This window comes from Cohnella terricola (genome assembly GCF_007786475.1).
GTDB classification, from domain to species: domain Bacteria; phylum Bacillota; class Bacilli; order Paenibacillales; family Paenibacillaceae; genus Cohnella; species Cohnella terricola.
The window spans coordinates 27,151-50,468 of sequence record NZ_VNJJ01000008.1; the positions used below are offsets into that span (position 1 = coordinate 27,151).

27 protein-coding genes and 3 pseudogenes are annotated in these 23,318 nt (G+C 47.4%); 20 read left to right on the plus strand and 10 right to left on the minus strand.

Features of this window, described 5'->3' with window-relative positions; translation table 11 throughout:
- The first annotated feature begins 11 nt into the window (after positions 1-11).
- The 3 genes from FPZ45_RS15005 (at position 12) to FPZ45_RS15015 (ending at position 4,594) form a co-directional block, all read left to right on the plus strand.
- Positions 12-1,559 (plus strand): MDR family MFS transporter, encoded by a 1,548-nt coding sequence (locus tag FPZ45_RS15005; RefSeq protein ID WP_144703312.1) that lies wholly within the window; start codon positions 12-14, stop codon positions 1,557-1,559.
- A 150-nt stretch (positions 1,560-1,709) separates the two neighbouring features.
- Entirely contained in the window at positions 1,710-3,296 is a 1,587-nt protein-coding gene (locus FPZ45_RS15010) for a peptide chain release factor 3 (protein ID WP_144703314.1), read from the plus strand.
- Between the two features lie 95 nt (positions 3,297-3,391).
- The gene (locus tag FPZ45_RS15015) at positions 3,392-4,594 is read left to right on the plus strand and encodes an alpha-D-ribose 1-methylphosphonate 5-triphosphate diphosphatase (protein WP_246120459.1); all 1,203 of its coding nucleotides are present in this window, start codon (positions 3,392-3,394) and stop codon (positions 4,592-4,594) included.
- Here the strand turns inward: FPZ45_RS15015 and sspI are convergent.
- On the minus strand, positions 4,591-4,806 hold the full coding sequence (gene sspI / locus FPZ45_RS15020) for a small acid-soluble spore protein SspI (protein WP_144703317.1): 216 nt from the start codon (positions 4,804-4,806) through the stop codon (positions 4,591-4,593). The genes FPZ45_RS15015 and sspI overlap by 4 nt on opposite strands.
- Before the next feature lie 118 nt (positions 4,807-4,924).
- Between sspI and FPZ45_RS15025 the strand changes: the two genes are divergently transcribed.
- From FPZ45_RS15025 to FPZ45_RS15035, 3 genes are all read left to right on the plus strand, one after another.
- Positions 4,925-5,605, plus strand: a complete 681-nt coding sequence (locus tag FPZ45_RS15025; RefSeq protein ID WP_144703319.1) for a potassium channel family protein — start codon at positions 4,925-4,927, stop codon at positions 5,603-5,605.
- Positions 5,592-6,407 (plus strand): TrmH family RNA methyltransferase, encoded by an 816-nt coding sequence (locus FPZ45_RS15030; protein ID WP_144703322.1) that lies wholly within the window; start codon positions 5,592-5,594, stop codon positions 6,405-6,407. The genes FPZ45_RS15025 and FPZ45_RS15030 overlap by 14 nt, the downstream gene beginning before the upstream one ends.
- A 123-nt stretch (positions 6,408-6,530) precedes the next feature.
- Positions 6,531-6,746, plus strand: a complete 216-nt coding sequence (locus FPZ45_RS15035; RefSeq protein WP_342780063.1) for an LOG family protein — start codon at positions 6,531-6,533, stop codon at positions 6,744-6,746.
- A gap of 66 nt (positions 6,747-6,812) precedes the next feature.
- On the opposite strand, the gene FPZ45_RS25365 is transcribed toward FPZ45_RS15035, so the two are convergent.
- Positions 6,813-6,974, minus strand: a complete 162-nt coding sequence (locus tag FPZ45_RS25365) for a hypothetical protein (protein WP_186438410.1) — start codon at positions 6,972-6,974, stop codon at positions 6,813-6,815.
- A 95-nt stretch (positions 6,975-7,069) separates the two neighbouring features.
- Positions 7,070-7,450 (minus strand): annotated as a pseudogene (locus FPZ45_RS15040) (kanamycin nucleotidyltransferase C-terminal domain-containing protein); the annotation flags it as partial.
- Positions 7,451-7,545: 95 nt separating this feature from the next.
- On the opposite strand from FPZ45_RS15040, the pseudogene FPZ45_RS25765 reads away from it, so the two are divergent.
- Positions 7,546-8,067: pseudogene (locus tag FPZ45_RS25765) on the plus strand (IS3 family transposase); the annotation flags it as partial.
- 297 nt (positions 8,068-8,364) lie between these two features.
- Here FPZ45_RS25765 and FPZ45_RS15055 read toward each other — a convergent pair.
- Positions 8,365-8,766, minus strand: coding sequence for a winged helix-turn-helix transcriptional regulator (locus tag FPZ45_RS15055; protein ID WP_144703334.1), 402 nt, complete (start codon positions 8,764-8,766; stop codon positions 8,365-8,367).
- Positions 8,767-8,932: 166 nt separating this feature from the next.
- Between FPZ45_RS15055 and FPZ45_RS15060 the strand changes: the two genes are divergently transcribed.
- Positions 8,933-9,823 (plus strand): NmrA/HSCARG family protein, encoded by an 891-nt coding sequence (locus tag FPZ45_RS15060; RefSeq protein ID WP_144703336.1) that lies wholly within the window; start codon positions 8,933-8,935, stop codon positions 9,821-9,823.
- A gap of 409 nt (positions 9,824-10,232) precedes the next feature.
- On the opposite strand, the gene FPZ45_RS15065 is transcribed toward FPZ45_RS15060, so the two are convergent.
- Entirely contained in the window at positions 10,233-10,463 is a 231-nt protein-coding gene (locus FPZ45_RS15065) for a hypothetical protein (RefSeq protein ID WP_144703340.1), read from the minus strand.
- Between FPZ45_RS15065 and FPZ45_RS26040 the strand changes: the two genes are divergently transcribed.
- Entirely contained in the window at positions 10,452-10,775 is a 324-nt protein-coding gene (locus tag FPZ45_RS26040) for an SDR family NAD(P)-dependent oxidoreductase (RefSeq protein WP_144703838.1), read from the plus strand. The two genes, FPZ45_RS15065 and FPZ45_RS26040, sit on opposite strands and share 12 nt — an antisense overlap.
- A gap of 294 nt (positions 10,776-11,069) precedes the next feature.
- Here the strand turns inward: FPZ45_RS26040 and FPZ45_RS15075 are convergent, their stop codons facing one another.
- Together FPZ45_RS15075 and FPZ45_RS15080 are read right to left on the minus strand one after the other, a co-directional pair.
- Entirely contained in the window at positions 11,070-11,564 is a 495-nt protein-coding gene (locus tag FPZ45_RS15075) for a GNAT family N-acetyltransferase (protein WP_246120470.1), read from the minus strand.
- 161 nt (positions 11,565-11,725) lie between these two features.
- Complete coding sequence (locus tag FPZ45_RS15080; RefSeq protein ID WP_144703346.1) at positions 11,726-12,295, minus strand: hypothetical protein; 570 nt, start codon at positions 12,293-12,295, stop codon at positions 11,726-11,728.
- 167 nt (positions 12,296-12,462) lie between these two features.
- Here FPZ45_RS15080 and FPZ45_RS15085 point away from each other — a divergent pair, with 167 nt between their 5' ends.
- From FPZ45_RS15085 to FPZ45_RS15100, 5 genes are all read left to right on the plus strand, one after another.
- On the plus strand, positions 12,463-13,095 hold the full coding sequence (locus FPZ45_RS15085; RefSeq protein WP_144703349.1) for a TetR/AcrR family transcriptional regulator: 633 nt from the start codon (positions 12,463-12,465) through the stop codon (positions 13,093-13,095).
- A gap of 157 nt (positions 13,096-13,252) precedes the next feature.
- The gene (locus tag FPZ45_RS15090) at positions 13,253-13,798 is read left to right on the plus strand and encodes a glutathione peroxidase (RefSeq protein WP_144703352.1); all 546 of its coding nucleotides are present in this window, start codon (positions 13,253-13,255) and stop codon (positions 13,796-13,798) included.
- Between the two features lie 520 nt (positions 13,799-14,318).
- On the plus strand, positions 14,319-14,759 hold the full coding sequence (locus FPZ45_RS26045; protein WP_425457005.1) for a helix-turn-helix transcriptional regulator: 441 nt from the start codon (positions 14,319-14,321) through the stop codon (positions 14,757-14,759).
- A complete protein-coding gene (locus FPZ45_RS26050; RefSeq protein WP_425457008.1) occupies positions 14,680-14,898 on the plus strand; it encodes a hypothetical protein in 219 nt (72 codons plus the stop codon). Before FPZ45_RS26045 ends, FPZ45_RS26050 begins: the two co-directional genes overlap by 80 nt.
- A 117-nt stretch (positions 14,899-15,015) precedes the next feature.
- Positions 15,016-15,546: a dihydrofolate reductase family protein gene (locus tag FPZ45_RS15100; protein ID WP_144703355.1), complete on the plus strand. Its 531-nt coding sequence runs from the start codon at positions 15,016-15,018 to the stop codon at positions 15,544-15,546.
- A 189-nt stretch (positions 15,547-15,735) separates the two neighbouring features.
- On the opposite strand, the gene FPZ45_RS15105 is transcribed toward FPZ45_RS15100, so the two are convergent.
- Positions 15,736-16,407, minus strand: a complete 672-nt coding sequence (locus FPZ45_RS15105) for a DUF899 domain-containing protein (RefSeq protein WP_144703359.1) — start codon at positions 16,405-16,407, stop codon at positions 15,736-15,738.
- 123 nt (positions 16,408-16,530) lie between these two features.
- Here FPZ45_RS15105 and FPZ45_RS15110 point away from each other — a divergent pair, with 123 nt between their 5' ends.
- The 3 genes from FPZ45_RS15110 to FPZ45_RS15120 all read left to right on the plus strand — a co-directional run bounded on the left by FPZ45_RS15110 (position 16,531) and on the right by FPZ45_RS15120 (position 18,347).
- Entirely contained in the window at positions 16,531-16,992 is a 462-nt protein-coding gene (locus FPZ45_RS15110; RefSeq protein WP_144703362.1) for a winged helix-turn-helix transcriptional regulator, read from the plus strand.
- Between the two features lie 180 nt (positions 16,993-17,172).
- Positions 17,173-17,592: a MarR family winged helix-turn-helix transcriptional regulator gene (locus FPZ45_RS15115; protein WP_246120461.1), complete on the plus strand. Its 420-nt coding sequence runs from the start codon at positions 17,173-17,175 to the stop codon at positions 17,590-17,592.
- A 134-nt stretch (positions 17,593-17,726) separates the two neighbouring features.
- On the plus strand, positions 17,727-18,347 hold the full coding sequence (locus tag FPZ45_RS15120; RefSeq protein ID WP_144703365.1) for a hypothetical protein: 621 nt from the start codon (positions 17,727-17,729) through the stop codon (positions 18,345-18,347).
- A 373-nt stretch (positions 18,348-18,720) separates the two neighbouring features.
- Here FPZ45_RS15120 and FPZ45_RS15125 read toward each other — a convergent pair whose 3' ends face one another.
- Positions 18,721-21,054 (minus strand): MMPL family transporter, encoded by a 2,334-nt coding sequence (locus tag FPZ45_RS15125; RefSeq protein WP_144703368.1) that lies wholly within the window; start codon positions 21,052-21,054, stop codon positions 18,721-18,723.
- Between the two features lie 77 nt (positions 21,055-21,131).
- Positions 21,132-21,245: a ketopantoate reductase family protein gene (locus FPZ45_RS15130; protein ID WP_144703371.1), complete on the minus strand. Its 114-nt coding sequence runs from the start codon at positions 21,243-21,245 to the stop codon at positions 21,132-21,134.
- 208 nt (positions 21,246-21,453) lie between these two features.
- Here FPZ45_RS15130 and FPZ45_RS15135 point away from each other — a divergent pair, with 208 nt between their 5' ends.
- The 3 genes and pseudogenes from FPZ45_RS15135 to FPZ45_RS15145 all read left to right on the plus strand — a co-directional run bounded on the left by FPZ45_RS15135 (position 21,454) and on the right by FPZ45_RS15145 (position 23,234).
- Positions 21,454-22,011, plus strand: a complete 558-nt coding sequence (locus tag FPZ45_RS15135) for a TetR/AcrR family transcriptional regulator (protein WP_342780059.1) — start codon at positions 21,454-21,456, stop codon at positions 22,009-22,011.
- 81 nt (positions 22,012-22,092) lie between these two features.
- A pseudogene (locus FPZ45_RS15140) lies at positions 22,093-22,236 on the plus strand (winged helix-turn-helix transcriptional regulator); the annotation flags it as partial.
- Positions 22,237-22,268: 32 nt separating this feature from the next.
- Positions 22,269-23,234: a quinone oxidoreductase family protein gene (locus FPZ45_RS15145; RefSeq protein ID WP_144703380.1), complete on the plus strand. Its 966-nt coding sequence runs from the start codon at positions 22,269-22,271 to the stop codon at positions 23,232-23,234.
- The last annotated feature ends 84 nt before the right edge of the window (positions 23,235-23,318 follow it).

Consider the following 23,318-nt stretch of genomic DNA (forward strand, 5'->3'; position numbering starts at 1 on the left):
GCGCGTAACACATGAAACAACCATCCAAGAGCAATCTGGGCATCGTCATTGCCGGCTTGCTGCTCGGGATATTAATGGCTTCCATGGACAATACGATCGTCGCGACCGCGATGGGGAACATCGTCGGAGAGCTTGGAGGTCTGGATCAATTCGTTTGGGTAACCTCCGCCTATATGGTGGCGGAGATGGCGGGTATGCCGATCTTCGGCAAGCTGTCCGATATGTATGGGCGCAAAAGGTTTTTTATCTTCGGCTTGATCGTCTTTATGGCGGGGTCGGCATTATGCGGAACCGCGCATTCGATTACGGAACTCGCCATGTACCGCGCGATTCAGGGAATCGGCGGCGGAGCGCTCGTTCCGATCGCATTCACGATCATGTTCGACACGGTTCCGCTGCAGTCCCGCGGCAAGCTGGGCGGATTATTCGGAGCGGTGTTCGGATTATCCAGCATTTTCGGACCGTTGCTTGGCGCTTATATTACGGACCATATCGCATGGGAATGGATATTCTATATCAACCTGCCGCTTGGCGTACTGGCTTTCGCGATGATCGTGTTCTTCTACAAGGAGTCGCACGAGCATTCCAAACAGCCAATCGACTGGATTGGCGCGGTTACGTTGGTCGGCGCGGTCGTCTGCTTGATGTTCGCGTTAGAGCTTGGCGGCAAGAAATTCGCTTGGGACTCTTCCACGATTCTGGGCTTATTCGCTGGATTCGTCGTGCTGGCGATCACTTTCCTGATCACGGAGACAAAAGTGGAGGAGCCGATCATCTCGTACAGTCTGTTTAAGAACCGGCTGTATGCTATGAGCATCGTCTGCGCGATGTTCAGTGGAGCGGCGTTTATCGTGGCTTCCGTCTACATCCCGATTTTTGTCCAAGGCGTGCTCGGCGGAACGGCGACGAATTCGGGACTCGTGCTCCTGCCGATGATGGTCGGGTCGGTCGTGACGGCATCCGTCGGCGGCTTTCTGATGACGAAGCTTCCCTACCGGAATCTCATGATTCCAACGCTAGCCATTCTCGTTGCGGGAATCGCGCTCGTGGCCACGCTGACTTCGGAGTCGACCCGGTTAATCGTTACGTTATACATGGTGCTGATCGGACTCGGCATTGGTGCCTCGTTCTCGGTGCTCAGCAACGCCGCCATACACGGCTTGACGGCACGGCAGCGCGGGACGGCGAGCTCAACGCTTAATTTTATCCGCTCTCTAGGCATGACGATCGGAATCACGACGTTCGGGATCATCCAAAGCCATTCCTTTACCGGCAAGCTTACGAACTTCTTCTCCGGCGGGCAGAATGCTGCGGGCGGGCAAATGCCGGAAGGTCTGGACTTCAAAGATCCTCATTCGCTGTTGAATCCCGAGCTGAGAGCGAATATTCCGCAAGAAATACTGGAACCGATCAGAACGATGCTTTCCTCTTCTATCGTCTACACTTTCGCTTGGGCCATCATTCCGGCTCTGCTTGCGCTGATCGCGTCCTTTTTCATGGGTCGCACGAAGCTTGACGCATCCGCGGAAGGCAAGGAAGATTACGCCTCAGGCCATTAATCGAAAACTCCCGAGCGTCAAGAAACTCCGCTATCCTATGGGAAACGCGGAGTTTTCATTCTGTTTCCGACGCGTATCGAGAATATCCTAGAGAGATTTTCTTATGTTATAATGATAACTGTTATTTTAACGTGAAGGGAATATCGCCGGATGAGCCAGAAAATGAAAGACGAAATACGGCAAGAAGTGGAAAAGCGCCGTACGTTTGCTATAATTTCGCACCCCGATGCGGGGAAAACGACATTGACGGAGAAGCTGCTCCTGTACGGAGGAGCGATCCACACCGCGGGTTCGGTTAAAGCACGCAAGGCCGCGCGGCATGCAACAAGCGACTGGATGGAGATCGAGAAGCAGCGGGGAATTTCGGTTACGTCCTCGGTCATGCAATTCCAATACGACGGCAAGCAGGTCAACATTCTGGATACGCCTGGTCACCAAGACTTCAGTGAAGACACCTATCGGACGCTGACGGCCGCCGACAGCGCGGTCATGCTGATCGACGTCGCCAAAGGCGTCGAGGCCCAGACGATCAAGCTGTTCCAAGTGTGCAGCAAACGCGGAATTCCGATCTTTACGTTCATCAACAAGCTGGACCGCGAAGGGCAAGATCCGTTCGAGCTGCTCGAAGAAATCGAGCGCGTGCTTGGCATTCGCTCGGTTCCGATGAACTGGCCGATCGGCATGGGACGGGAGCTGTGCGGCGTATACGACCGCATGAAAAACCAGGTCGAGCTATTCCAAGGCAAAGATCATTCCCAGATCGAGGTTCGCAAGACGGAAGGTTACGAAGACCCGATCATTAAAGAGATGGCGGGAGATTACCTCGCGGATAAGCTGGCCCAGGAGTTGGAGCTGCTCGACGTGGCCGGTGATACGTTCGACTATGAGAAAGTAAGCACGGGACAGTTGACTCCGGTATTTTTCGGCAGCGCCGTCAACAACTTCGGCGTGCAGACATTCCTCGAGAACTTCCTGGAGCTCGCGCCGCAGCCGGCAGAGCGCAAGACGCTGGAAGGAACGGTCGATCCGCAGGAAGAGAAGTTCTCGGGTTATGTGTTCAAAATCCAAGCGAACATGAACCCCGCGCACCGCGATCGTATCGCGTTCCTGCGTATCTGCTCGGGCAAATTCCAGCGCGGGATGAGCGTACGCCACGTGCGGGCGGGCAAAGAAATCAAGCTGTCGCAGCCGCAGCAATTCCTGGCACAAGACCGGGATATCGTGGAGACCGCTTATCCGGGAGATATTATCGGCTTGTTCGATCCGGGCATCTTCCGTATCGGAGACAGCTTAAGCGAAGGCCGGGATGTCGTATTTAACGAACTTCCGACGTTCTCTCCGGAGATTTTCTCCAAAGTATCGATCAAGAACGCCTTGAAGCAAAAGCAATATCTAAAAGGGCTCGATCAACTGACAGAAGAGGGCATGGTGCAGGTATTCCGCTCCGTCGGCGCGTTCGAGGACACATATCTCGGCGTCGTCGGCCAGCTTCAATTCGAAGTATTCGAATACCGGATGAAAAACGAATACGGCGTCGACATCCAATTGTTCAGAACGCCGTTCCAATTCGCTCGCTGGATCGTCGGAGGCAAGGTCGATCCATCCAAGTTCCGCATCAACTCGGTTCTCGTCAAGGATAAGAACGACATCAACGTCGCCCTGTTCGAGAACGAATACGCGATGAGAACGGCGATGGAACGCATGCCGGAGCTTGAATTCCTAGAAGTCGCGCCTTAATAGAAACCGCATGAATTAGCCTGTCGCGGCAATCGCGGCAGGCTTTTGGTTGTGCGCGGACTTCATGAAATGTAAAATATAAGGATACTGAATCGATGAAAAGGGCGGTTATGATGGGGAAACGAATGATCATTAAGGGAGGAACGATCGTCCTTCCCGAAAGCGTGATTCGCGGGGATATCGTCGTCGAGAACGGAGCGATCGCCGCTATCCGATCGGGTTCCGATCTGGATACGGATCGTTTCGATGCGGACGATCTTTCGGCAGAAACGATCGACGCGAATGGGGACTGGGTGCTTCCGGGCTTAATCGATATGCATTGCGATGCCATCGAGAAGGAAGTAGAGCCTCGTCCTAATACGCTGTTTCCATTGGAGATGGCTTTCCTGCAATTCGAGCGTAAGCTCGCGGGGCACGGGATTACGACGATGCTCCATTCCTTGTCGCTCGGCGTGGGCTTGAGCTTGCGCGGAGAACATCTCGTAGGAGAAATGATCCGGCTGATCGCGTCCATGCGCGAAGAGAGAGCGGTGATTCGGCATGGCGTGCATTTGCGGTATGAGGTTTCCCACCTGACCGGCTTCGATCTGGCGCAACGTCTCATGTCGGAGGGGCTGCTGGATTACGTGTCGCTCATGGACCATGCGCCGGGACAAGGCCAATATCATCGTCCCGGAGCGTTCGAACGATACGTGATGAAAAATCAAGGAGTTGGCTTGGAGGAAGTCGTGACCATCGTGGAGGAGCTTCAGGAGAGAAGGGCGCGCGTAGATTGGAACAAGCTAAAGGCGTTAACGGCCCAAGCGCGCGAACACGGGATCGCCGTCGCTTCTCACGACGACGATAGCGCCGAATCCGTACGCAGATCGCTGGATTTCGGAGCGACGGTGTCCGAGTTCCCGCTTAATCTCGAAACCGCGAGTTACGCGTATGCCCGAGGGATGGGCGTGTGCATCGGCGCTCCCAATATCGTTCGCGGCGGCTCCCATGACGGGAACTTGAAGGCGTCGCAAGCTGTTCGCGAGGGCGTTGCCGACATTTTGTGCTCGGACTATCATCCGGCTTCCTTGCTGCATTCCATTTTCGTATTGGAATCGGAAGGAATACCGCTCTCGCAAGCGGTGAACATGGCTACGCTCAACCCGGCCAAAGCGTTAGGACGTTCGGAGAAAATCGGTTCTCTTGAACCAGGAAAACAGGCGGATTTAATCGTCGTGCGGAAAGTCCGCGATATTCCGCTCGTCCGGCATACGATCGTCGGGGGTACGTTAGTTCATGCGACGAGGGACATGGGCTAAGCTTGAGTCGGAGGCAGTTGCTTGCGAAGCACGCTGATCATCTTTTTTCTTGCGGCCTCGGTGCTGTTCTGCCAGATCATTTCGAAGAGTACGCCCAATCCAGGCAAAGCCATGTCTTCGGTATGGATCGAGCCTTCGATAATCTCGGACAATTCATCTTCGTTCTTGCCTTGAACGCGATTCACGATCGCTTGTCTTAGATCTATTTCCACGGATATTCCTCCCGCAAGTGGATTACCCGTGTAGATTTCCCTGTCGGAGCGGCAATTATGCCGCTTGCCGAATGTGATATAATGAGCCCATTGGAAACGAACGCGGAGGTGTGAGCGGTTGGCAAAAAAACCGTATGGCAAAAAACAATTCGCCATTATCGGATTGGGCCGGTTCGGCTCAAGCTTGGCGAAATATTTGGCGGAAATGGGTTACGAAGTGTTAGCCGTGGACGAGAACGCCCAGCGCGTACAGGACGTGGCTCATGCGGTGACGCATGCCGTCTCAGCGGATTCGACGGACGAAGAAGCGATGACCGCCCTTGGCATCCGCAACTTCGACGTGGTTGTCGTGGCGATCGGGCAAGACATTCAGTCCAGCATTCTAACGACCTTAATTCTAAAAGATCTCGGCGTGCCTTATATAATCGTCAAAGCTCAGAACGAATTGCACGGCAAAGTGCTGGATAAGATCGGAGCCAATAAAGTCGTATTCCCGGAGCGAGACATGGGCTTGCGCGTAGCCCATCATCTGATCTCGCCCAATATCCTGGAGCACATCGAACTATCGCCGGAATACAGCATCGTGGAAATGAAGCTTCCTTCCGTCATGGTCGGCAAAAACTTGAAACAACTCGATATTCGCCAAAAATACAACTGCAACGTTCTCGCCGTAAAGAGGAATGGAGAGATGAACATTACGCCTCGCGCGGACGAGCCTCTCATTCATGATGACGTTCTCGTTATCGTCGGCAAGAACGAACAATTAACGAAGCTGGAGCAAGAAAATGCGGAACCTTGAAGATTATATCGAATCGGTTGCCAATCCGAGAGCGAAAGAATGGGCCAAGCTGCTCGAGCGCAAATATCGGGAACGTACGGGAAAGTTTCTGTTAGAAGGCGTACACTTGGTCAAAGAAGCGTTGGATGCGAAGTGGCCGCTCGAGGCGATCGCGTTTGACGAAGGATCGGGTGTGTTGGTCCAATTCGAAGAATATCTCGGTGAAATGGATGGAACGAGCGGGCCTGCCTGGATTCCCGTGTCCCCTGAGATCATCGCGAAATGCAGTGAAACGGAAACGCCGCAACCGATCTTTGCTGTGGCACGGAAACGTCCGCCGAGCGCGGAAACGCTATTCGCCGCCGAGCGAGGCTTAGTCGCGGTGCTTGACGGCGTGCAGGATCCCGGCAACGTCGGCACGATCGTCAGAAGCGCGGCAGCGAGCGGGGCGACGGCGGTCGTGCTGGGCAAAGGAACGGCGGATTTGTACAATCCGAAGACGATTCGCTCGACGATGGGGGCGTTGTTTCACGTTCCCGTACTTGAAGCGGATTTGCGAGAATTGCTGCCGGAAGCGGCCGAACGCGGCATCGCCATCGTCGGGACAAGCCTGCAGTCGGCCCGTTCATGCTATGAATACGACTTTGCAAGCCGCAGCGTCTGGCTCGTGCTGGGCAACGAAGGCAGCGGCATGTCACCGCAGGTTTCCGCTCTGGCGGAAACGAACGTCATCATTCCGATGAGCGGCCGCGCGGAATCGCTTAACGTCGCTATGGCGGCGACGGTGCTATTGTTCGAGGCTCAGCGGCAGCGGATTTTTTAAAGTCCAACCCCATAATCAATAAAGACTGGAAATCGCACGGGCTTGCCTAGCGTTTCTCCAGTCTTTTTTCATTTTGCTCTTCCCGGAGGACACCCGGGACAATGGAAGAATTTTTCGAAATTTTTGCCTGGGGTCAGTTGGCTTTACATAACAAAGCCATGTGGTCTTCTAAATATTAATCAATATTTCGATCCGATTGTGTCCATGTTTGATGTTATGCAGCGCGAGCAATTTATGCAGCCTAAATATCGTTCGATGGTCATCGCAGATCATACTCCTGAAGGACGCTTGAAGAAGTTCTCGATCTATACAGCTCCTTCAGTCAAAACATATCAATAAACGATAACACAAGGCTGCCGCGGAATCGTTGGGCAGCCTTACTCAGTTAACTGGCAGAATAGTTGATCATACGCGGGGAACCTTATCATAAGTAGGGCGAATAATGTTGTTTTTAATCAGCGTGATGAATGTCACCACAAGTCGTTGACCATTAACACCACCGAGCGTCGCAGGGGTTCCGTCCCGGCGAAGGTTTTCGACGTCCTGTTGGTTGCTGATGGTTCGCATGTTCATCCCTCCTAAAAAAGTTGAAGACCCCTCGTGAAAGGGGTCTCAAGCCTATCAAAATCATAATATATTATTGTAAATGTCGCATTTGCGGGTCAAAATGGGATTCTTATTGTACTTATTACGTAGTCATGTTCGGCTGCCCACTTCACGAGGCCATTCCAGAAATCTTCACAGGCTGAAATGATCTTTGAAGGTTCTGATAACTCTCCGGACATAGCCATTCGCACAACATCGTCGAATCCTTCTGGATGGCTAGGCAGTTCCAAAGCTTCCGGTAAAACCATTGAGCCAGTCGAGAAATGTTTTTGGTTGTGTAACCCGACTAACATAGCTCCGTATTGGGCAAACTCCACTGCCAAGTATGGCAAGTAGGTGTGTGGGCCATTTAGATTGACATTCCTAAGTTTCCCAACAAATTCGTACATTTCCCCTACAAGGACTTCGTTGATTGAAAGTCGGAAATCTTGGATCGTCTACACTTAGTTGGACAATAAAAATAAGGGCTTGTAGAATAAACCTATCATCCTAAGGAGCGGAACTCTACAATGCCAAAACAACAACGACGTACTTTACAGCACATTTCAAAAAACAAATGGTGGGACTCTATGAAAACGGTAAATCCAGAGCAGCAATTGTGGAAGAATATGACCTCACCGCCTCCGCCTTAGACCGCTGGATCAAACAAGCCACGACCACAGGATCCTTCAAGGAGAAGGACAATCGCTCGTCAGAAGAAAATGAGCTGCTTGCTTTACGAAGAGAAAACCAACGTTTGAAAATGGAGGTGGATATTTTAAAGCAAGCCGCGCCGATCATGGGACGAAAGTAGCTATCATCCAGAACAACCGTGATAAATACTCGGTATCAGCAATGTGCGACGTCCTGCAAATCGCAAGAAGTACGTTTTGAAGCGAAAGAAAAAGCGAACGAAGAAGATGTCACCGAAGCGATTGTGGACATTTTCCATAAGAATCGAAAAGCTTACGGTACACGCAAGATCAAAGTCAAGCTCCAGGAGCGTGGTTTCGTCGTCTCCAGGCGTCGAATTGGTCGGATCATGAAAGAGCATGGGCTTGTTTCCACGTACACCTCTGATTTACTGTTGACAATCCACTAATTACAAACTTGACTTCGGTGAATGATTTGAGAGGGACTATGAAGGAATTGCCCGGTTGCTTTGGCTCTCGTGGTTTTTGGTAGTAATTCGGTTACTTTGCAGAGCTTACAAACAGTCACTTATAAGCTCGGAATGCCGTCACTGCGCTGTTAAATTAAGCTAACGGGCAGGTTAATTCAGTGCCATTTTGTGAATCACAGATGTAACTTTCATTGATTGACAGCGTTATCAATAAGGAGAAACATCTTATAGGTTCTAGAATAACTAATATTAGAGCTTGGTTTTTTTCTCAAAAACCACCCTATTTGTGCTGTAGTTGCTACCATCGACGTTCTCAGGATACTCCCCCCATTTTTTACCCCACAAGCGCATTTGTCGAAGGACAGGTATATAATCACGTCCTTTGTCCGTTAGTGAGTATTCAACGGTCACAGGAACTGAAGGGAAAACTTGACGATTAATGACATTATACTCCTCTAAATGACGTAAAACATCCGTTAGAGACTTGATACTAATATTGTCTAAATTTCTTCGCATTTGATTAAAACGTTGAGGGCCCATATCGAGTAAGGCTAGCACCAAAAAAGACCATTTTCCGCGCACAACCTTCAAAGCTTCCCCTATAGATATTAGGCATAGTTCCTCCTCTGTATGTTCATTCAAGTCTTCCATCTCCTTACTTAAATATAGATAGACTAATAAATGAAACTATATAAAAATAATGTGTCTACTTTCAATTATATAGTTCATGATTTAACATAACAATAGATTATATCTCACTGCTTTGGTAAAGCCTAGCAAGATAAAATCTTATCAATTTAAGAAGGGATCTGATTATATGAACGAAAAGATAATATTAGTTTTTGGAGCGACTGGACAGCAAGGAAGTGCAGCAGTTAAACATTTAATAACATCAGGGTGGAAAGTACGAGCTTTTACTCGCGATGTATCAAGCGATAAAGCTTTGAAACTTAAACAATTGGGGGCTGAACTATTTCAAGGCGACATGGAAAAGGTATCCTCTGTTAACTTGGCTATGCAAGGGGTCTATGGGGTATTCAGTGTCCTTCCCCCTAGCTGGGAGCCTACTCCTGAGTCCGAGGCCGATGAAGAGCGTATAGGGAAATCAATAGCAGATCTAGCACAAAAAAACAATATTCAACACTTCATTTATGGGTCTGTCGGCGGTGCAGATGCTCAATCCCATTTTCGCAGCATGCCCAAATGGGCAATAGAGCAGTACATTCTTTCACTTGATTTGCCTTCCACTATATTACGACCTGCAACATTTATGGAAAACTACTTAAACCCCATGACCGCAGGCGTACAGAATGGTACCATTGCCCAAGCCTTTGATTCTAATCGAAAGATTCCACTCATAGCTGTAGATGACGTAGGGGCATTCGTCGCATTAATATTTAGTCGTCCAAAAGACTATTTAGGTAAAACTATTGAACTTGCTGGTGACACGTTAACTCCTTTGCAAATTGTTGACGCCATAGGCCGCGCAACCAATCGAACCATTCCTTACGTCCAAATTCCAATGGAAACGTTACGCCAGCATAATGAGATTTTGGCTGGGGTGTTTCAATGGTTAAACGACAAAGGTCACGAAGTCGATATTTCTGTTTTGCGTGCGCAATTACCGAAGCTTAAAGATTTCCATATGTGGATTGATGAGAATGGAAAAGAAAAGTATGAAAATTTATTCCAGACAAAGATTTCATGATTAATTTATTCACAAGGATTTAATTAGGACATTGCAATTATTATCAACCAAACGGATAGGTGGTCATTATCCTTAAGCCATTATTGCGCTGCAATCGTTTCAATCAGTTGATCATCACGCTATAGGGCCGCATTACGCTAACTGGGAACGATAGTTGAATCATCAATAATAAGGCCGCCGATTACTTCGGCGGCTTTCTGTGTAGAGTTATGAAAGCAGAATCGGATATTGAAAGGTTCACAACTATGCGCCGCGGCAGCTCCTTTCGCACTTCTCGCCGATAGCCCCGTTAAGCTGAACCGTATCACAAGTGAAGCGAAATTTTTTTTGAGATTTGGCTCAAAATCCTGAAAAAGTCGAAGACCCCTTGCGAAAGGGGTCTTATATTCTGCAAACATTGTCTGTACGTTTAGTTGGATTCTTGTTGTTCTGCTGCTTCCAGCTGTTTGAATAAATCGAATTTATGGTCGATTTTCTCAAGCGTTTCTTCAAATTTCTTTAATTGCTCAACAACCTTGCGGCGATAATCCTCTAAAAATTTGCGACGCGCCGAAGTTAACGATAAATCACTATCATGGCGGCTATTAAACTGCTGAAGCTCCTTAATGGGTGAGCGCGGGATGAAGACATTGGAGGACATTGCACGAAAGACTGGAAACGAGAAAGGGAGTTTTTGGTAGCCGACCTATCTCTACAATCATCGATCAGAAAAGTTAGTGAAGAATTCAAGAAGAAATATAGTGATTTGCATGTATTAGGCAATCTTGGGAGGCTTCGTATTTGGGAAAAGCAATTGACCCAACAAGGGGTAGAAAGGATGTTTGTGGTCAATATGATCAGTCATTTCTTACTGATGAATGAGTTGCTGGATATATTGAAGAAGCGCTGCCCATCACGAGTGGTCACCGTTATAGGGAACCCGGCATTTCTTAAGCACCCGAATATTAATTGAGGATCTACAGCTTGTAAACCATTTTAGAGGTATGCGTGCATTGTCTCAAACTTTATACGCCAGAACTTATTTTGCTTTTGAATTGGCTATAAAGGCTGCGCAGTCCGTCCATGCCCCTCTGCCTTTGGGCCAACTAATCCATAATTATTTTTGCTGAAGGAATGGCCCGTGGTTATGGTGAAATGGATTGGACGGCTTTAATCCGTTGTCTAGAGCATTCTTCTTAAAAGTTAGGTTTGACCTAGCAGGTAAGCGGGACAATGACCTTCATGCAAGTTGCCGTTCTGTCTTGGTTTAGTTCGGCGCTGACATGTAAGAACTGTTTTTTTGATAGAACATGCAGTAAACAGGCAAATAGTTGAATTCCGTCTCTCTGCTTAAGGCAAATCCGAATCTTCGATATATATTAACGTTCACTTTATTCTCCGTATCCAACGCGACTCCCAATGAATTCTGATCCGTACTTACCGTGTTCAACAGATGCTTCAGCAGCGCCTTACCGACTCCCCTTCCCTGACTCTCCGGCTCTACGCCAATCAAAATAAGGTAATGATGCGTCCATGTGGGGGCAGCAGATCTTGTGACTCGCATATAGCCGTTAAGGAGACGCAGCGTTTGCCAGGATAACAAAAACAACAAAGGAAGCACTCTCCCGATTAGAAACAATCCTCCTCTTATACTCTGAAGCTTGTTTGCGTGCGGCTTTTCTACGACATATGCGCCGAGAAGCTTCTCATTTTCAAATAGGCCCAGTACTTCTTCATGAAGTAAAAAGCTTTTATCAAACATAAAGGACACAAAAGCTGTCATCCTTCTGTTTGCTTTAAGGTCATGCTCGGGATCACCGAACAAATGCTGAAATAAGGGATCCCGAGAAAATGCTTTGCTTATTAGTGCTACGAATGAGGCTTTATCTGATTTAGACAGCTTAGAAATTCTGAACGAAGTATTCATGCTGCTTCACCGGAGTCATGTTGTGCTTTGCCATAATGATCAACGGCGAAGCTAAACAGTACTTTAAGCATAAACAATAGGCCGATGATCAGTACATACGGCGGTATTCCCGGTAACATAGGCATGGAGCCGAGGCCAGCAGACAAGAGTAAACCCGCAACGAATAGCTGCGAACGCTTGCCGATAAGAGCATTTACGATAAATGCGCCAATAATCGTATATGCCCAAATCGCCAGCGAATGCCAAATGCCGCAATGGAGAAGAAGCGCAACAAGCACGATATGGAAATGTATTGCAATGAATACGATTCGGTTCGTTTTTCTCGCCGCATAAAAGTTGCTGGTTGAAGCCGAAAAATTCGCTATGCATCCGGAAAAAATATCGAATATCAACAATAACGATACAGCGCTGCGCCACACCGGCAAATTGTTCGTCATTTCAGGGAAAACCCAATATAGCGCAGCAGTCAGTATTCCGCCAAAAAACAGTATCGCCAGAATAGACCCAATGGTCTGTTTTTCTCCAAAAACATCATGCAAATAAGAAGGAATCCGTATTTGTTTCATTTCATCACACTCCCATCACAAATTAATGTCCGCAATATATTATGTACTGAATGAATCGTATTACTACAAAATTATTATAACTACATAAGTTTATCATTTCAATGTTTTATACTCTTTTACTTGAAATACTCTACAAATTTGGTTACATTACATATGAGGTGAAGATAATGGACGGCTTCGAACGACGAAAACAGAAAAAGATGGAGCAAATATACAACGCAGCCTTTGAGCTTTTTTTCAAGCACGGCTTTCAGAGGGTCAGCGTAAATGAGATTGCGCATAAAGCGAAGGTTTCCCCTGCTACTATATATAACTACTTTGGTACGAAAGAACAGCTCTACACCGATTCGCTGATGAACTGGATGGACAAGCAGCTGGCAGTGTGTGAGGACATTCTTGATTCCGAATTATCCTTTCCTGAGAAGACTAAAGAAATCATGCTGTTGGAGGCCAAGAACATTAAAATTGTAGCGGATGAGCTTCCGAAAGCCCCATCCTCCGAGTTAAGCGGATTGATGCAAATGATGGAAAACTATAGCGAGCAGAAGGTCGCACAATTCGTTAGGAAGTTTGTCGCCCTCGGGAAACAAGAGGGTTATATTCTTATAGATCAGACAGAAGAGATAATGATGCGCTACTTTACGATGTTCAAGAATGAATTGGGCCGGCATTGGGAGGCATCGAATCAAGAACGGACAACCCTAAGCATGGATCAATTGATAGAGTTGTTTTTCTATGGGTTAGCAGGACGGGGGCAGCAGCAGGCGCAGGACGAAAGTCAAAACGGATCCACATTTTAAAGATACGGTGTAAATTTACCACAAATAAATTGGAGGATTTAGGGCGAGTCCTTTATTGGTTTAGTATATATATATTATTTTTATTATGTATTTTACCAATAAGGATTTCTCATTTATGATTCAGTAACAGTACGGAATTCTGAGGAGGTAGGATAGGATGTCGATTTATAATTTCCAAGTAAACACAATTGACGGCCAGCTCGTTAAATTGTCCGCCTATCAAGGGAAAGTTCTTCTTATTGTAAACACGGCAAGCAAATGCAGCTATTCTCGCCAATTCGTCGATCTGCAAAATCTTCACGATGTTTACTGTGAGCAAGGGTTAGAAATACTCGGTTTCCCTTGTAACCAATTCAACGATAAAGAGCCCGGCAATAACAATGAAGTGCAACAATTTTGCAGGAGCACTTTTGGCGTGACGTTTCCGATGTTCGAGAAAATTGATGTTAGAGGACGAAATGCGCATCCAATATTTCAATATTTAACGCAGCAAGCGCCATTTCAAGGCTTCGATATTCAGACTCCGAGCGGTCAATCGATGAATAATTTTTTGCAGGGTAAGTACCCGGAGATATACGCTGGAGATGGGATCAAGTGGAACTTCTCTAAATTTCTGATCGATCGCAAAGGACATGTACAAGCTCGTTTCGAAACGACAACGGAATTGATAGACATAGAACCGGTTATCAAATCGTTGATCTAGTTTGAAGGCATAGATTATCGAAAACAGTGCGACGGGAATCACCATAGAATAGCCATCGCAGGTGCAATGTATCGGTGGCCAGACCGGACAAAGCTGAAAGTGAAGGCACTCTAAACAAGAGGGCCTTTTTCGCCGATAGACCCGTTAAGCTGAACCGTACCATAAATAAGGGCAAGTATTTTTGCGGAATTCCTTGTGGGGCATGGATTGCGGACGTGGTGTGTTGGCTTTTGGTCAGTCAGTAGGTACGAGAGATTCTCTACAAGCAGGTCAGAGAAGGGTTCCGCAGCTACGAGCATTACCCAAATGTTCATCCAGTTGCATTTGACACCGGTTTTAAACTAACTGGAAGGATTATTCCATATTCACGTAGAATAAATTATGTAAAAATTCGGTTGATATAGGGGGCTTGAGAGGGGGCACGACGTTGACGAAGCGAATCTTGGAAATTGACGAAGCCGTCGCCTACATCCACCGGCATCTGAATGACCAATTGTCGTTGTCTCGTTTGGCCAAGCATGTGGCCTACAGTCCATACCACTTCTCGCGATTATTCAGAGAACAGGTCGGACTGTCGCCGCTATATTATGTGTCAGCGCTAAGGCTACAGAAGGCGAAGGACTTGCTTATTCACACCGACTTTAGCATTCGCGATATCGGCTTAGAGATCGGTCAGATGAGCTTAGGCACTTTCACGACTCGATTTTCGGAGTGCGTTGGCGTAACGCCATCCGAATTTCGGCGTTCTTTACCGCGCATTGATACGTTGAAGGATTCTCTAATCAGACTCGGGGTATGGCGAGAGATCGAGCCTCATTCAAGCGCTATCTGGTCCGGGAGCATTCGCTTTAACAGGAATCAAGCCGGGTGTTTACTATTTGATGGCAACCGCCATTCCGTGGGAGTCCAAAGAGCGCGATTTTCTTCTTCACCATGCTTCCCTCCGTACCCGAAGCCATAAGCCGCTCATCGTGAATCCAAACGGCAGAGTCGAGCACCAAATGGTTATGCTCCATGAGCCTCGTCAGGACGATACGCCGATTCTGGTTTCCTTGCCACTGTTGATGAACAATTTCCTCAAGCGAGTGGGTCAACAATAACCGGTAGAAACTCGATCCGTTAAATTAAATTTGTATTCGGACAGGCCAGAACTGTGCACATGGAACGTGTAATCTTGATAATGAATGTGCAAGAAACTAAGGAGGAGAGTTAGCTGTATGGGAAAGATCGTTTTCGCATTGAACCAGTCTCTGGACGGGTTCGTCGACTTCACAGGATCTATGCCTGACCCCGTGCTATTCCGTCATTTCATCGACGACATGCGCAGCCTGGCGGGCTGCGTATACGGGCGCCGCATGTACGAGGGCATGCGTTATTGGGACGAAGACCGTTTGGAATGGGATGCGTCGCAACGGGAATACGCAGCGGCGTTTCAAAGCAAGCCGAAGTGGGTGGTGTCGAGGACGTTAAAGTCTGTCGGGCCGAATGCTTCTCTGATCGAGGGCGACTTGGCAGCGGCGATACATGAGCTGAAGGCACAGCATGAAGGAGAGATTGAAGTTGCCGGGCCGGAGTTGGCGCATAGTCTAACGGAGCTCGGTCTAGTTGATGAGTATCGACTCTATCTCCATCCAGTCGTGCTGGGTCACGGTAAGCCGTTCTTCGCCGGTCCGCGGCCGCCGCTACGCCTAGTGGCAAGCGATCGAATTGGCGAGAAGGTGATCAGGTTGACCTACGTTCCAACTTAGTTGTGCGGTTGACCCAGCGGCCTAAAGGGCACGTTACTTTAATAGGGATTCTCCAGCTGTAGCGGCAGCCAGAAGATCTGGAATTATTCGAACAACTGAAAGATTGTTGTAGGTAGCTTAGAGCAGAAAACGAGCTTCTCCTTACGCAATGGGGCTTTTCCTGACATAGGAAAAGCCCCCGTCTTATTGTTATTCTTCGTATTCGTCGTGCAGTCGCCACCACGTGTACGGCGGGGTTTGCGGCCACCCTTCGGGGGAATCTTCCCAGTCTTCTTGACGGCCGAAGGGTGTAAGGTCAAGGAGATTGAAATCGGCTCTGAGTCTGTCGACGCCGCGCGACGCCGTAAAATAGGTACGAAAAATTCTGTCATTGTCGCGGAGGAAGACACTAAGACCAAATCCTTTGCCGACACCGCAGTCTAAGTTAAAATCGTAGCCGTTCGAAGAGAACCATGGCACATTCCAGCCCATGCGTTTCTTATAGGGTTCGATTTGCGATAGCGGCGCGGGGGAGACAAGAACGAAGGTGGTGTCACGGGCGTGCAGATGGGCGAGATGACCGATGTTGTCGACGAAGGATGAGCAGCCGCGACAACGGTGATCGGAGCCGGGATCCATCATGAAGTGGTAGACGATGAGCTGGCGACGCCCTTCAAAAAGATCCTGCAGGCCTGCTGTACCCGTTGGACCCTCGAAGTCGTAAACTTTGTCGAAGCGGACCATCGGAAGTCTTCTACGCTCTGCGGCGAGCGAGTCCAACGCTCTGGTGAGCTCCTTTTCTTTGATAAGCAGCTTTTCGCGGGCAACCCGCCATTCGTCTTCTGAAACGATTAACGGAAGCGCTGTTCGATTCGTTGACATGATTCGTCCCCCAATTTACTTGAAAATAATGGGCATTCCCCTATTATCACCACAGAATAGCATTTTTACTTTTGTAATGCAAGTTAAATTGCTTTCATCATGCAAGCGTGTTATGCTGGGGCTATGAAACGATCCGATAATAAATCACATTGCCCGATTAATTTTTCGTTGGAGACTTTTGGCGATACTTGGTCATTATTGATCATCCGAGATATCGTATATTTCGGTAAGAAAACGTATGGAGAGTTTTTAGAATCCGAAGAAGGCATTTCGTCAAACATTCTTGCCAGTCGGCTTGTTCACTTAGAGCGGAAAGGCATTCTTGTTAAAGAGCCCCATGAATCCGATAAACGGAAAGAGATCTACTTGCTTTCCGAGAAAGGGCTTGACGTCATCCCGATTTTACTGGAGATGGCCGGGTGGGGGGCAAAGTACGATCCGGAGACCGACGCGCCGCAGAATTGGATTGCTATCGTAAATGCCGATCGTGAAAGGATGACCGGTCTGATTCGCGAAACCGTGCAAAACGGAGGTTCCATTTTTACGGGTCCCAATAGCGTAGTCAGTAAATTAGCTATAACTTAAGGAAAATGTTCAACGTAAACAGGGCCATCCCGCAAGGGATGGCCCAATAACTTGCCGTTACAGACAGCGCGGAGAACCTTACCATAAGTGACGGTTATCACTGGCTTTGACTTCCATACAGTCATTATATATATTTGAATAAATATAAGATTTAGATCTTAAATTAAAGGTGGTTGAATAGTGTCTGCACAAAGCGATGAGGATTTAGATATTCAAAATGTTATGAATGAAATGCGACAGGTTCAACAAAAATCGAAGGCATTCATAGAAGGTATAACATGTAACGATAAATTGTCCCAGAACCATATCATGCTACTGATGGATTTAAAGTTATCTGGCAGCATGCGGATAACGGACATATCCGAGCGTTTTTTTATTACAGCGGGTGCAGCAACCTCAATGTGCGATAAGCTTGAGGAGCAAAACCTGATTTGCAGAATTCGAACTAAGGAAGACAGAAGAGTTGTAATGGTTGAACTAACCAGCATAGGTGAAGAAAAATTGAAAACCATATTCAAGCGATTTTCTTCAGAGAAGCTTCGTACAATAGCCGGTGTTTTAAAGCAAGTAAACGTGCTGATGTCAAAAATAATTGATTGAGAGCTGTCCGCCAAAAGCGTGACAGCTTTTTTAGATACCTCCCAAATTAGTAAGTTTCACTTGACAAGAGACATTTCGCATTATATTTTAATTACAATATATTTTAACAATTAAAATACTTAAGGGGGGAGTATATGAACCACTCCAATTCTGATGTTATTCGAATTAATGGAATCGGGACCTACATCGAAGATGTTTATTCGAAAGCAATACGAGTCGTTGGACATGGTCAATTTAAGGGGATGATTCAAACCTGCAGCTTTAAAAACAATGGCTCTTGCAGTGTTAAATCAGATTGCATCGCTAAGGATTTTTCGAATATCGGACATGGACATTTTCATTCTATTACCGCTGAACACATCTATTCTGCTGGTTCAATACATGTTGACACATCAGTAAGCGTCGAAACGTTTCATGCGAATGGCTTGATTCATATCGAAGATACTCTATCTGCTAAGGAGGTACGGATTAAATTCCATTACAAGAGTTTTTTCAGACATATCATTGCAAAGAAGAATATTGAAATTTGCTCTGATCGTTTGTCATTCGCGAATTTGATCCGGCTAGGCAGAAGAAATGGAAAATGCACAAGTCTAAAGGGAAGACACATCGTTATTGAACATCTAGATGCCGATTTGGTTATCGGAGAGGATATTATTATTGGACCTGGTTGTAAAATTCGTGAAGTACAATATTCGAAAAGTTTGAGCGTAAATCCTCGCTCTTTAGTACAACATACTGTGCAAATTAAATGATGAGGTGTTGTCCATGCAATCTGTTCATAGAATGATACTGAAAATATTGGTTGGACTATTTGCTTTCCCTGTGTTCAGCGTGTTGACAGTTGGTTTGTTCATTTGTACTCTATTGTCATCGACAGCAGGACTGCTGCGGACATTCGGCTTTAAACTAGAAATGAATATCGCGATTTTCGAGGTCCCGCGTCTCTTAAGCTTGCCCTTCGCTCTCCTTTTCGGTGCACTATTTTTTTATTTAGCAATCGTCAGCTAGAGAATACTACGTTCATCCTATAGATTTATCAAATTGTAAAAATCTAAATACAGTATTACCAAAGGAAAACGAGTGAGCAAGAATTTATATTCTTGTTCACTCGTTTGGTCGTTATGCTCATTCCTGTGCATCAAGTTTAGCTATGAGTTTATCTCCTTCAATGTCCATATTCGGCAGCAGACGATCAAGCCAGTTGGGCAGTCCCCAGGCCTTGTCGCCGAAGAGAGCCATAACCGCCGGCACCAGTGTCATTCGGACCACGAACGCATCGATCAGAATACCGGCCGCTAACGCGAAGCCGATCTGTTTAATCATGATGTCGTGCGTGAATATAAAGCCGGCAAATACCGAAACCATGATTATCGCGGCGGCCACAACGACACGACTGGCTTGATTGTATCCATGAATAACGCTCTGTCTGCCCTTATGCCCATGAACATAGGATTCCCGCATGGAAGAGACGAGAAAGACCTGATAGTCCATCGCCAGCCCGTAAAGGATTCCCGTGACGATAATGGGAATAAAGCTCATAATGGGACCTCCGGTGTCAAATCCGAACAGGCTGCTCAGCCACCCCCACTGGAACACCGCCGTGGTAAGACCGAATGTGGCAAGGACACTCAGCAGGAAGCCGACCGTCGCTTTAATCGGGACGAGGATCGAACGGAACACCAATAGCAGAATGATCAGCGATAGGATGACGATAACTAGGATATAAACCGGGAATACTTCCGCAAGCTTGTCCGACATATCTATATTGATCGCGGTGAAACCCGTAACTCCAAGCGAGATGTCGTAGGTTTGTGCAATTGTCGAATCTGCTGCTCGCATATTCTCTACGAGGTTCTTGGTCTCCGGATCCGTCGGACCCGTCTTCGGAATAACGCTTAGAATCGCCATATTTCCATTCTTATTAACGCCAGCGAGAGAAGCGACTGAGACATTATCCATCTTCTGAATGTCTTGCGCGAGGCTGTTCAACGATTCCGGCGGGAACTTCTCCGAGAGATCTCTCGGTTCGGCGACAATGAGAAGCGGGCCGTTAAACCCTTCTCCAAAACTTTCGGAAATCGCGTCGTAGCTCTGCCTTGCGGAGGTGTCATAGTTGGCGGTCGCTCCGGAAGGAATGCCTAGCCCCATCTCGGCGACCGGTATAGCGGCAGTGCCAAGGATAGCGAGGATAGCCACAATGACGAGCCATCGGAGCTTTACGACCCCCTTCGCCCAACGGATTGCGATGCCGCCTTTTTCTTTGGCTGCCAAAGAACGACTCTTTTCTCGCGATTTGCGGGAGCAAATACGCTCACCCACCAGGCCAAGCAACGCCGGCAGCAACGTGAGGGCAATAAGCACGCTCAGGAGCACGGTTGCGGAGGCGACGAGCGCCATAATGCTCAAAAAAGAGATTCCGATAACAAGCAGTCCGCACAGTGCGACAATGACCGTAAGTCCAGCGAAGAACACCGCGCTGCCAGCTGTACCTACCGCTCTGCCCGCAGCTTCCCGTGCCGACAACCCTTGTTCCAGAATAAGACGACGCTGACGATTCACGATAAATAGCGCATAATCAATGCCGACTGCCAAACCGATCATCAGGGCTAGAATCGGAGTGGCGGAAGTCATGGTGACGAATTTGGAGATGGCAAACGCGCCACCGACGCCGATTCCGACCCCAAAGAGCGCGGTTACGATCGGCAAGCCGGCTGCGACTACGGAGCCTAGCGTTATAACTAAAACGATGGCAGCAATCAGGAGTCCATAAATTTCATTTGTTCCGAACGGAACTTCCTGCGCTTTCAGAGAGTCACTTGGCAAAACGATAATATCGGTACCGTTCACTGCATTCTCGACGGCATCTACGACAGATTCTGTGACGCCTGTGGACAGCGAGAGCAGTTGGACCGTAAACTGGAATTGGAACAAGGCGATTCTGCCATCGGACGAGATGATGACTCCTGGAACGGGAGTTCCATTGACCATGAGCGGGCCATAGGGAGGCATTTCGGCCGAGACGGTAGTGCCGGTATCGGAGCTGTCCGGGCCATGGAGAGCTCCATCCGGAGAATTAGGATCATTTTGGGTAACTTGTTTTTCTTGCATTGCTCCGCTTTCAGGTGCAAGCTCGTTCGGATTGACGACATCGTCCAAACTGTAGACGTTATCTGCCGCCTTACGAATCGCCGCGATAAGCTCCGGAGTATCTAGACGCTCCCCTTCAGGCGCTTTAAACAGTACACTCGCTTGACCGCCGGATACTTCTGGCAACTCTTGTTCTAACTTATCCAATACCTTCTGCGACTCTGTACCCTCTATTCTCAGATCAGAACTTACGCGCATCCCGTTGATACCCAACATCGTAATGACGATACTTAGAACGACTATCCAACCCGCTATGAAATACCATGGTTTATGGTAAGCCTTTTTGCCAAGTTTATATAAAAATGTGGACATTCGTTAATCCCAACTCCTCTTGTATTTGTAATTATCGGTTGACCATGGCATTAAACTGCTTTTCTAGAGCGTCCCAGTTAGGAGTAAGGATGCGGTCCTCTAGCCAATAAGCTCACATCATTGCCGCCCTGTTTCAGAATATGGGTCAAATAACTACCTATGACACCTGCGCCATAAACCAATGCTCTCATGTTTGGTCTCTCCCTTCTTCTTTAAAAACAAACAATCGTTGATTAAATGACGTTTGTCGCCTACTCTTAAAATAGCATCTACCCAAATTTCGAAACAATCGGCAATATATTTTGATCTGTTGCAAAACCAACAAAATGGACTTTGATTGTCTAAAAAGAGGTGAGGAAAGCAATGGACAGGCGCATTTTAAAAACGAGGCGGACTATTATGGAAGCTTTCGTTAGTCTAGTGGAGGAGCATGGATTTGAGAAGATCACCATGCAAGCAATCGCAGACCGGGCAGATGTAAACCGAGGGACTGTCTATTCGCACTTTACGGATAAGTACGATCTTCTGGACCAGTGCATCGAAACCTACTTGCAGCTATTGTATGAAAGTTGTATGCCTGACGGAGACCCGAGCAAGATCCCATCCAAAGCATTTCTGCTTCGCGCATTTGAGTTTTTGGAACGCCACGCATCGGTTTATTCCACACTTATGACAAACAAAGGAGTCCCCGCATTTCGAAAGCAAATGATGAAAATGGTGGAAAAAAGCATTAAAGAGCATATCGATAGCAGCGACGTCGGCCCGAGCATAAACCGGGAAATCCTCGTCCAATTTCTATCCGTAGCAGTGGCCGGTCTGGTAGAATGGTGGATTGTTAAAGGGATGCCGTATACTTCGACGGAAATGGTTGATCAATTGATGATCATCATAGAGCATGAATGGCCTTCTAAATGGAACTTGGCTCAAAATAAGGAGGAAGATGTGTGCTATTCATGATGTCAAAGCCTCGAAAAATTCGGAAGCCAGAAATCTCCCGAACTCAGAGCTCACAAAAAGGGCAAGTTATTTGGGGAGAAACGTGTAGGAGTCTGTAAATATGCGATGATTCAGGGGATAACACAGAAAATGCTGATCCAGCAATTAAGAGAACTTGAAGAAGACGGAATCATTATCCGAAAAATATACAATCAAGTCCCGCCAAAAGTTGAGTATTCAGCTACTATCGAAAAATATAAGAAGAGGAGTTCGTTCATTTGAAGGCACTTGTATTTAATACATTCGGAGGGCCGGAAGTATTAGAATATCTTGAAATTCCGGATCCGGTTATCGGAGCCGATGATATATTAGTAAGGATGAAAGCAATTGGATTGAATTTTGCAGATATTTATAGAAGAAAAGGGAACTATCATCTTACTGGTAATTCCCCGTATATTTTAGGTTATGAAGGGGCGGGAGTCGTTGAAAAGACGGGAGCTAATGTCCAAGGAATCAAAGTTGGCGACCCTGTTGCATTTGCCGATGTCCCATATGCTAACGCAGAACAAGTGGCTGTTCCGCTGGAAAAGGCAATTCCTCTTCCAGAGACCATTTCATTTGATAAGGCGACTTCCGTTTTACTGCAAGGCTTAACTGCCCACTATTTAACAAAAGATAGTTATGCGGTTAAGGAGAATGACATCATTCTAGTTCATGCGGCAGCAGGGGGCGTTGGACAGCTGCTCGTCCAAATTGCAAAGCTCCTCGGTGGAAGGGTCATTGGTTTAACGTCCTCTATGGAGAAGGCGTCTGCAGTTAAGAAGGCTGGAGCAAATCAGGTTTTCTTGTACTCGGATGATTGGAAGGGAAAAGTTTTGGAGGAAACAAACGGACAAGGCGTGGATGTTGTCTATGACTCAGTAGGCTCTACGCTCGAAGATAGCTTTACAGCGACTCGCATTGGGGGTACGGTCGTATTTTATGGAATGGCAGGGGGAGACCCTGCTCCAGTTGACCCAAGGATGTTGATGGATACGTCAAAGACTTTGACTGGCGGGGATCTTTGGAATGTCCTTACTTCCAGTGAGGAACGGATAGCCCGTTCAGCCGAACTGTTCAGCTGGATAGAAGAGGGGAAAATAGCGGTATCTGAGCCTACGGTATTTGCACTACGAGATGGTCGCAAAGCGCATCAATTTCTAGAAAGCCGCAAAAGCACGGGAAAAATTTTATTAAGACCATAAAAATCGTATGAGACGTACTGTGAGCTTCGAAGGACATCCGGTCGGGTGTCCTTAAATAGGGCGAATATCGGTGTGCTACAATGG

What these genes read in the sequence shown, in the direction of transcription:
- FPZ45_RS15005 (WP_144703312.1), top strand. Translation starts at nt 12, where the DNA reads ATGAAACAACCATCCAAGAGCAATCTGGGCATCGTCATTGCCGGCTTG.
- FPZ45_RS15010 (WP_144703314.1), top strand. Translation starts at nt 1,710, where the DNA reads ATGAGCCAGAAAATGAAAGACGAAATACGGCAAGAAGTGGAAAAGCGC.
- FPZ45_RS15015 (WP_246120459.1), top strand. Translation starts at nt 3,392, where the DNA reads ATGAAAAGGGCGGTTATGATGGGGAAACGAATGATCATTAAGGGAGGA.
- FPZ45_RS15030 (WP_144703322.1), top strand. Translation starts at nt 5,592, where the DNA reads ATGCGGAACCTTGAAGATTATATCGAATCGGTTGCCAATCCGAGAGCG.
- FPZ45_RS25365 (WP_186438410.1), bottom strand. Translation starts at nt 6,974, where the DNA reads ATGCGAACCATCAGCAACCAACAGGACGTCGAAAACCTTCGCCGGGAC.
- FPZ45_RS15055 (WP_144703334.1), bottom strand. Translation starts at nt 8,766, where the DNA reads ATGGAAGACTTGAATGAACATACAGAGGAGGAACTATGCCTAATATCT.
- FPZ45_RS15060 (WP_144703336.1), top strand. Translation starts at nt 8,933, where the DNA reads ATGAACGAAAAGATAATATTAGTTTTTGGAGCGACTGGACAGCAAGGA.
- FPZ45_RS15065 (WP_144703340.1), bottom strand. Translation starts at nt 10,463, where the DNA reads ATGTCCTCCAATGTCTTCATCCCGCGCTCACCCATTAAGGAGCTTCAG.
- FPZ45_RS15075 (WP_246120470.1), bottom strand. Translation starts at nt 11,564, where the DNA reads ATGTTTGATAAAAGCTTTTTACTTCATGAAGAAGTACTGGGCCTATTT.
- FPZ45_RS15080 (WP_144703346.1), bottom strand. Translation starts at nt 12,295, where the DNA reads ATGAAACAAATACGGATTCCTTCTTATTTGCATGATGTTTTTGGAGAA.
- FPZ45_RS15085 (WP_144703349.1), top strand. Translation starts at nt 12,463, where the DNA reads ATGGACGGCTTCGAACGACGAAAACAGAAAAAGATGGAGCAAATATAC.
- FPZ45_RS15090 (WP_144703352.1), top strand. Translation starts at nt 13,253, where the DNA reads ATGTCGATTTATAATTTCCAAGTAAACACAATTGACGGCCAGCTCGTT.
- FPZ45_RS26050 (WP_425457008.1), top strand. Translation starts at nt 14,680, where the DNA reads ATGGCAACCGCCATTCCGTGGGAGTCCAAAGAGCGCGATTTTCTTCTT.
- FPZ45_RS15100 (WP_144703355.1), top strand. Translation starts at nt 15,016, where the DNA reads ATGGGAAAGATCGTTTTCGCATTGAACCAGTCTCTGGACGGGTTCGTC.
- FPZ45_RS15105 (WP_144703359.1), bottom strand. Translation starts at nt 16,407, where the DNA reads ATGTCAACGAATCGAACAGCGCTTCCGTTAATCGTTTCAGAAGACGAA.
- FPZ45_RS15110 (WP_144703362.1), top strand. Translation starts at nt 16,531, where the DNA reads ATGAAACGATCCGATAATAAATCACATTGCCCGATTAATTTTTCGTTG.
- FPZ45_RS15120 (WP_144703365.1), top strand. Translation starts at nt 17,727, where the DNA reads ATGAACCACTCCAATTCTGATGTTATTCGAATTAATGGAATCGGGACC.
- FPZ45_RS15125 (WP_144703368.1), bottom strand. Translation starts at nt 21,054, where the DNA reads ATGTCCACATTTTTATATAAACTTGGCAAAAAGGCTTACCATAAACCA.
- FPZ45_RS15130 (WP_144703371.1), bottom strand. Translation starts at nt 21,245, where the DNA reads ATGAGAGCATTGGTTTATGGCGCAGGTGTCATAGGTAGTTATTTGACC.
- FPZ45_RS15135 (WP_342780059.1), top strand. Translation starts at nt 21,454, where the DNA reads ATGGAAGCTTTCGTTAGTCTAGTGGAGGAGCATGGATTTGAGAAGATC.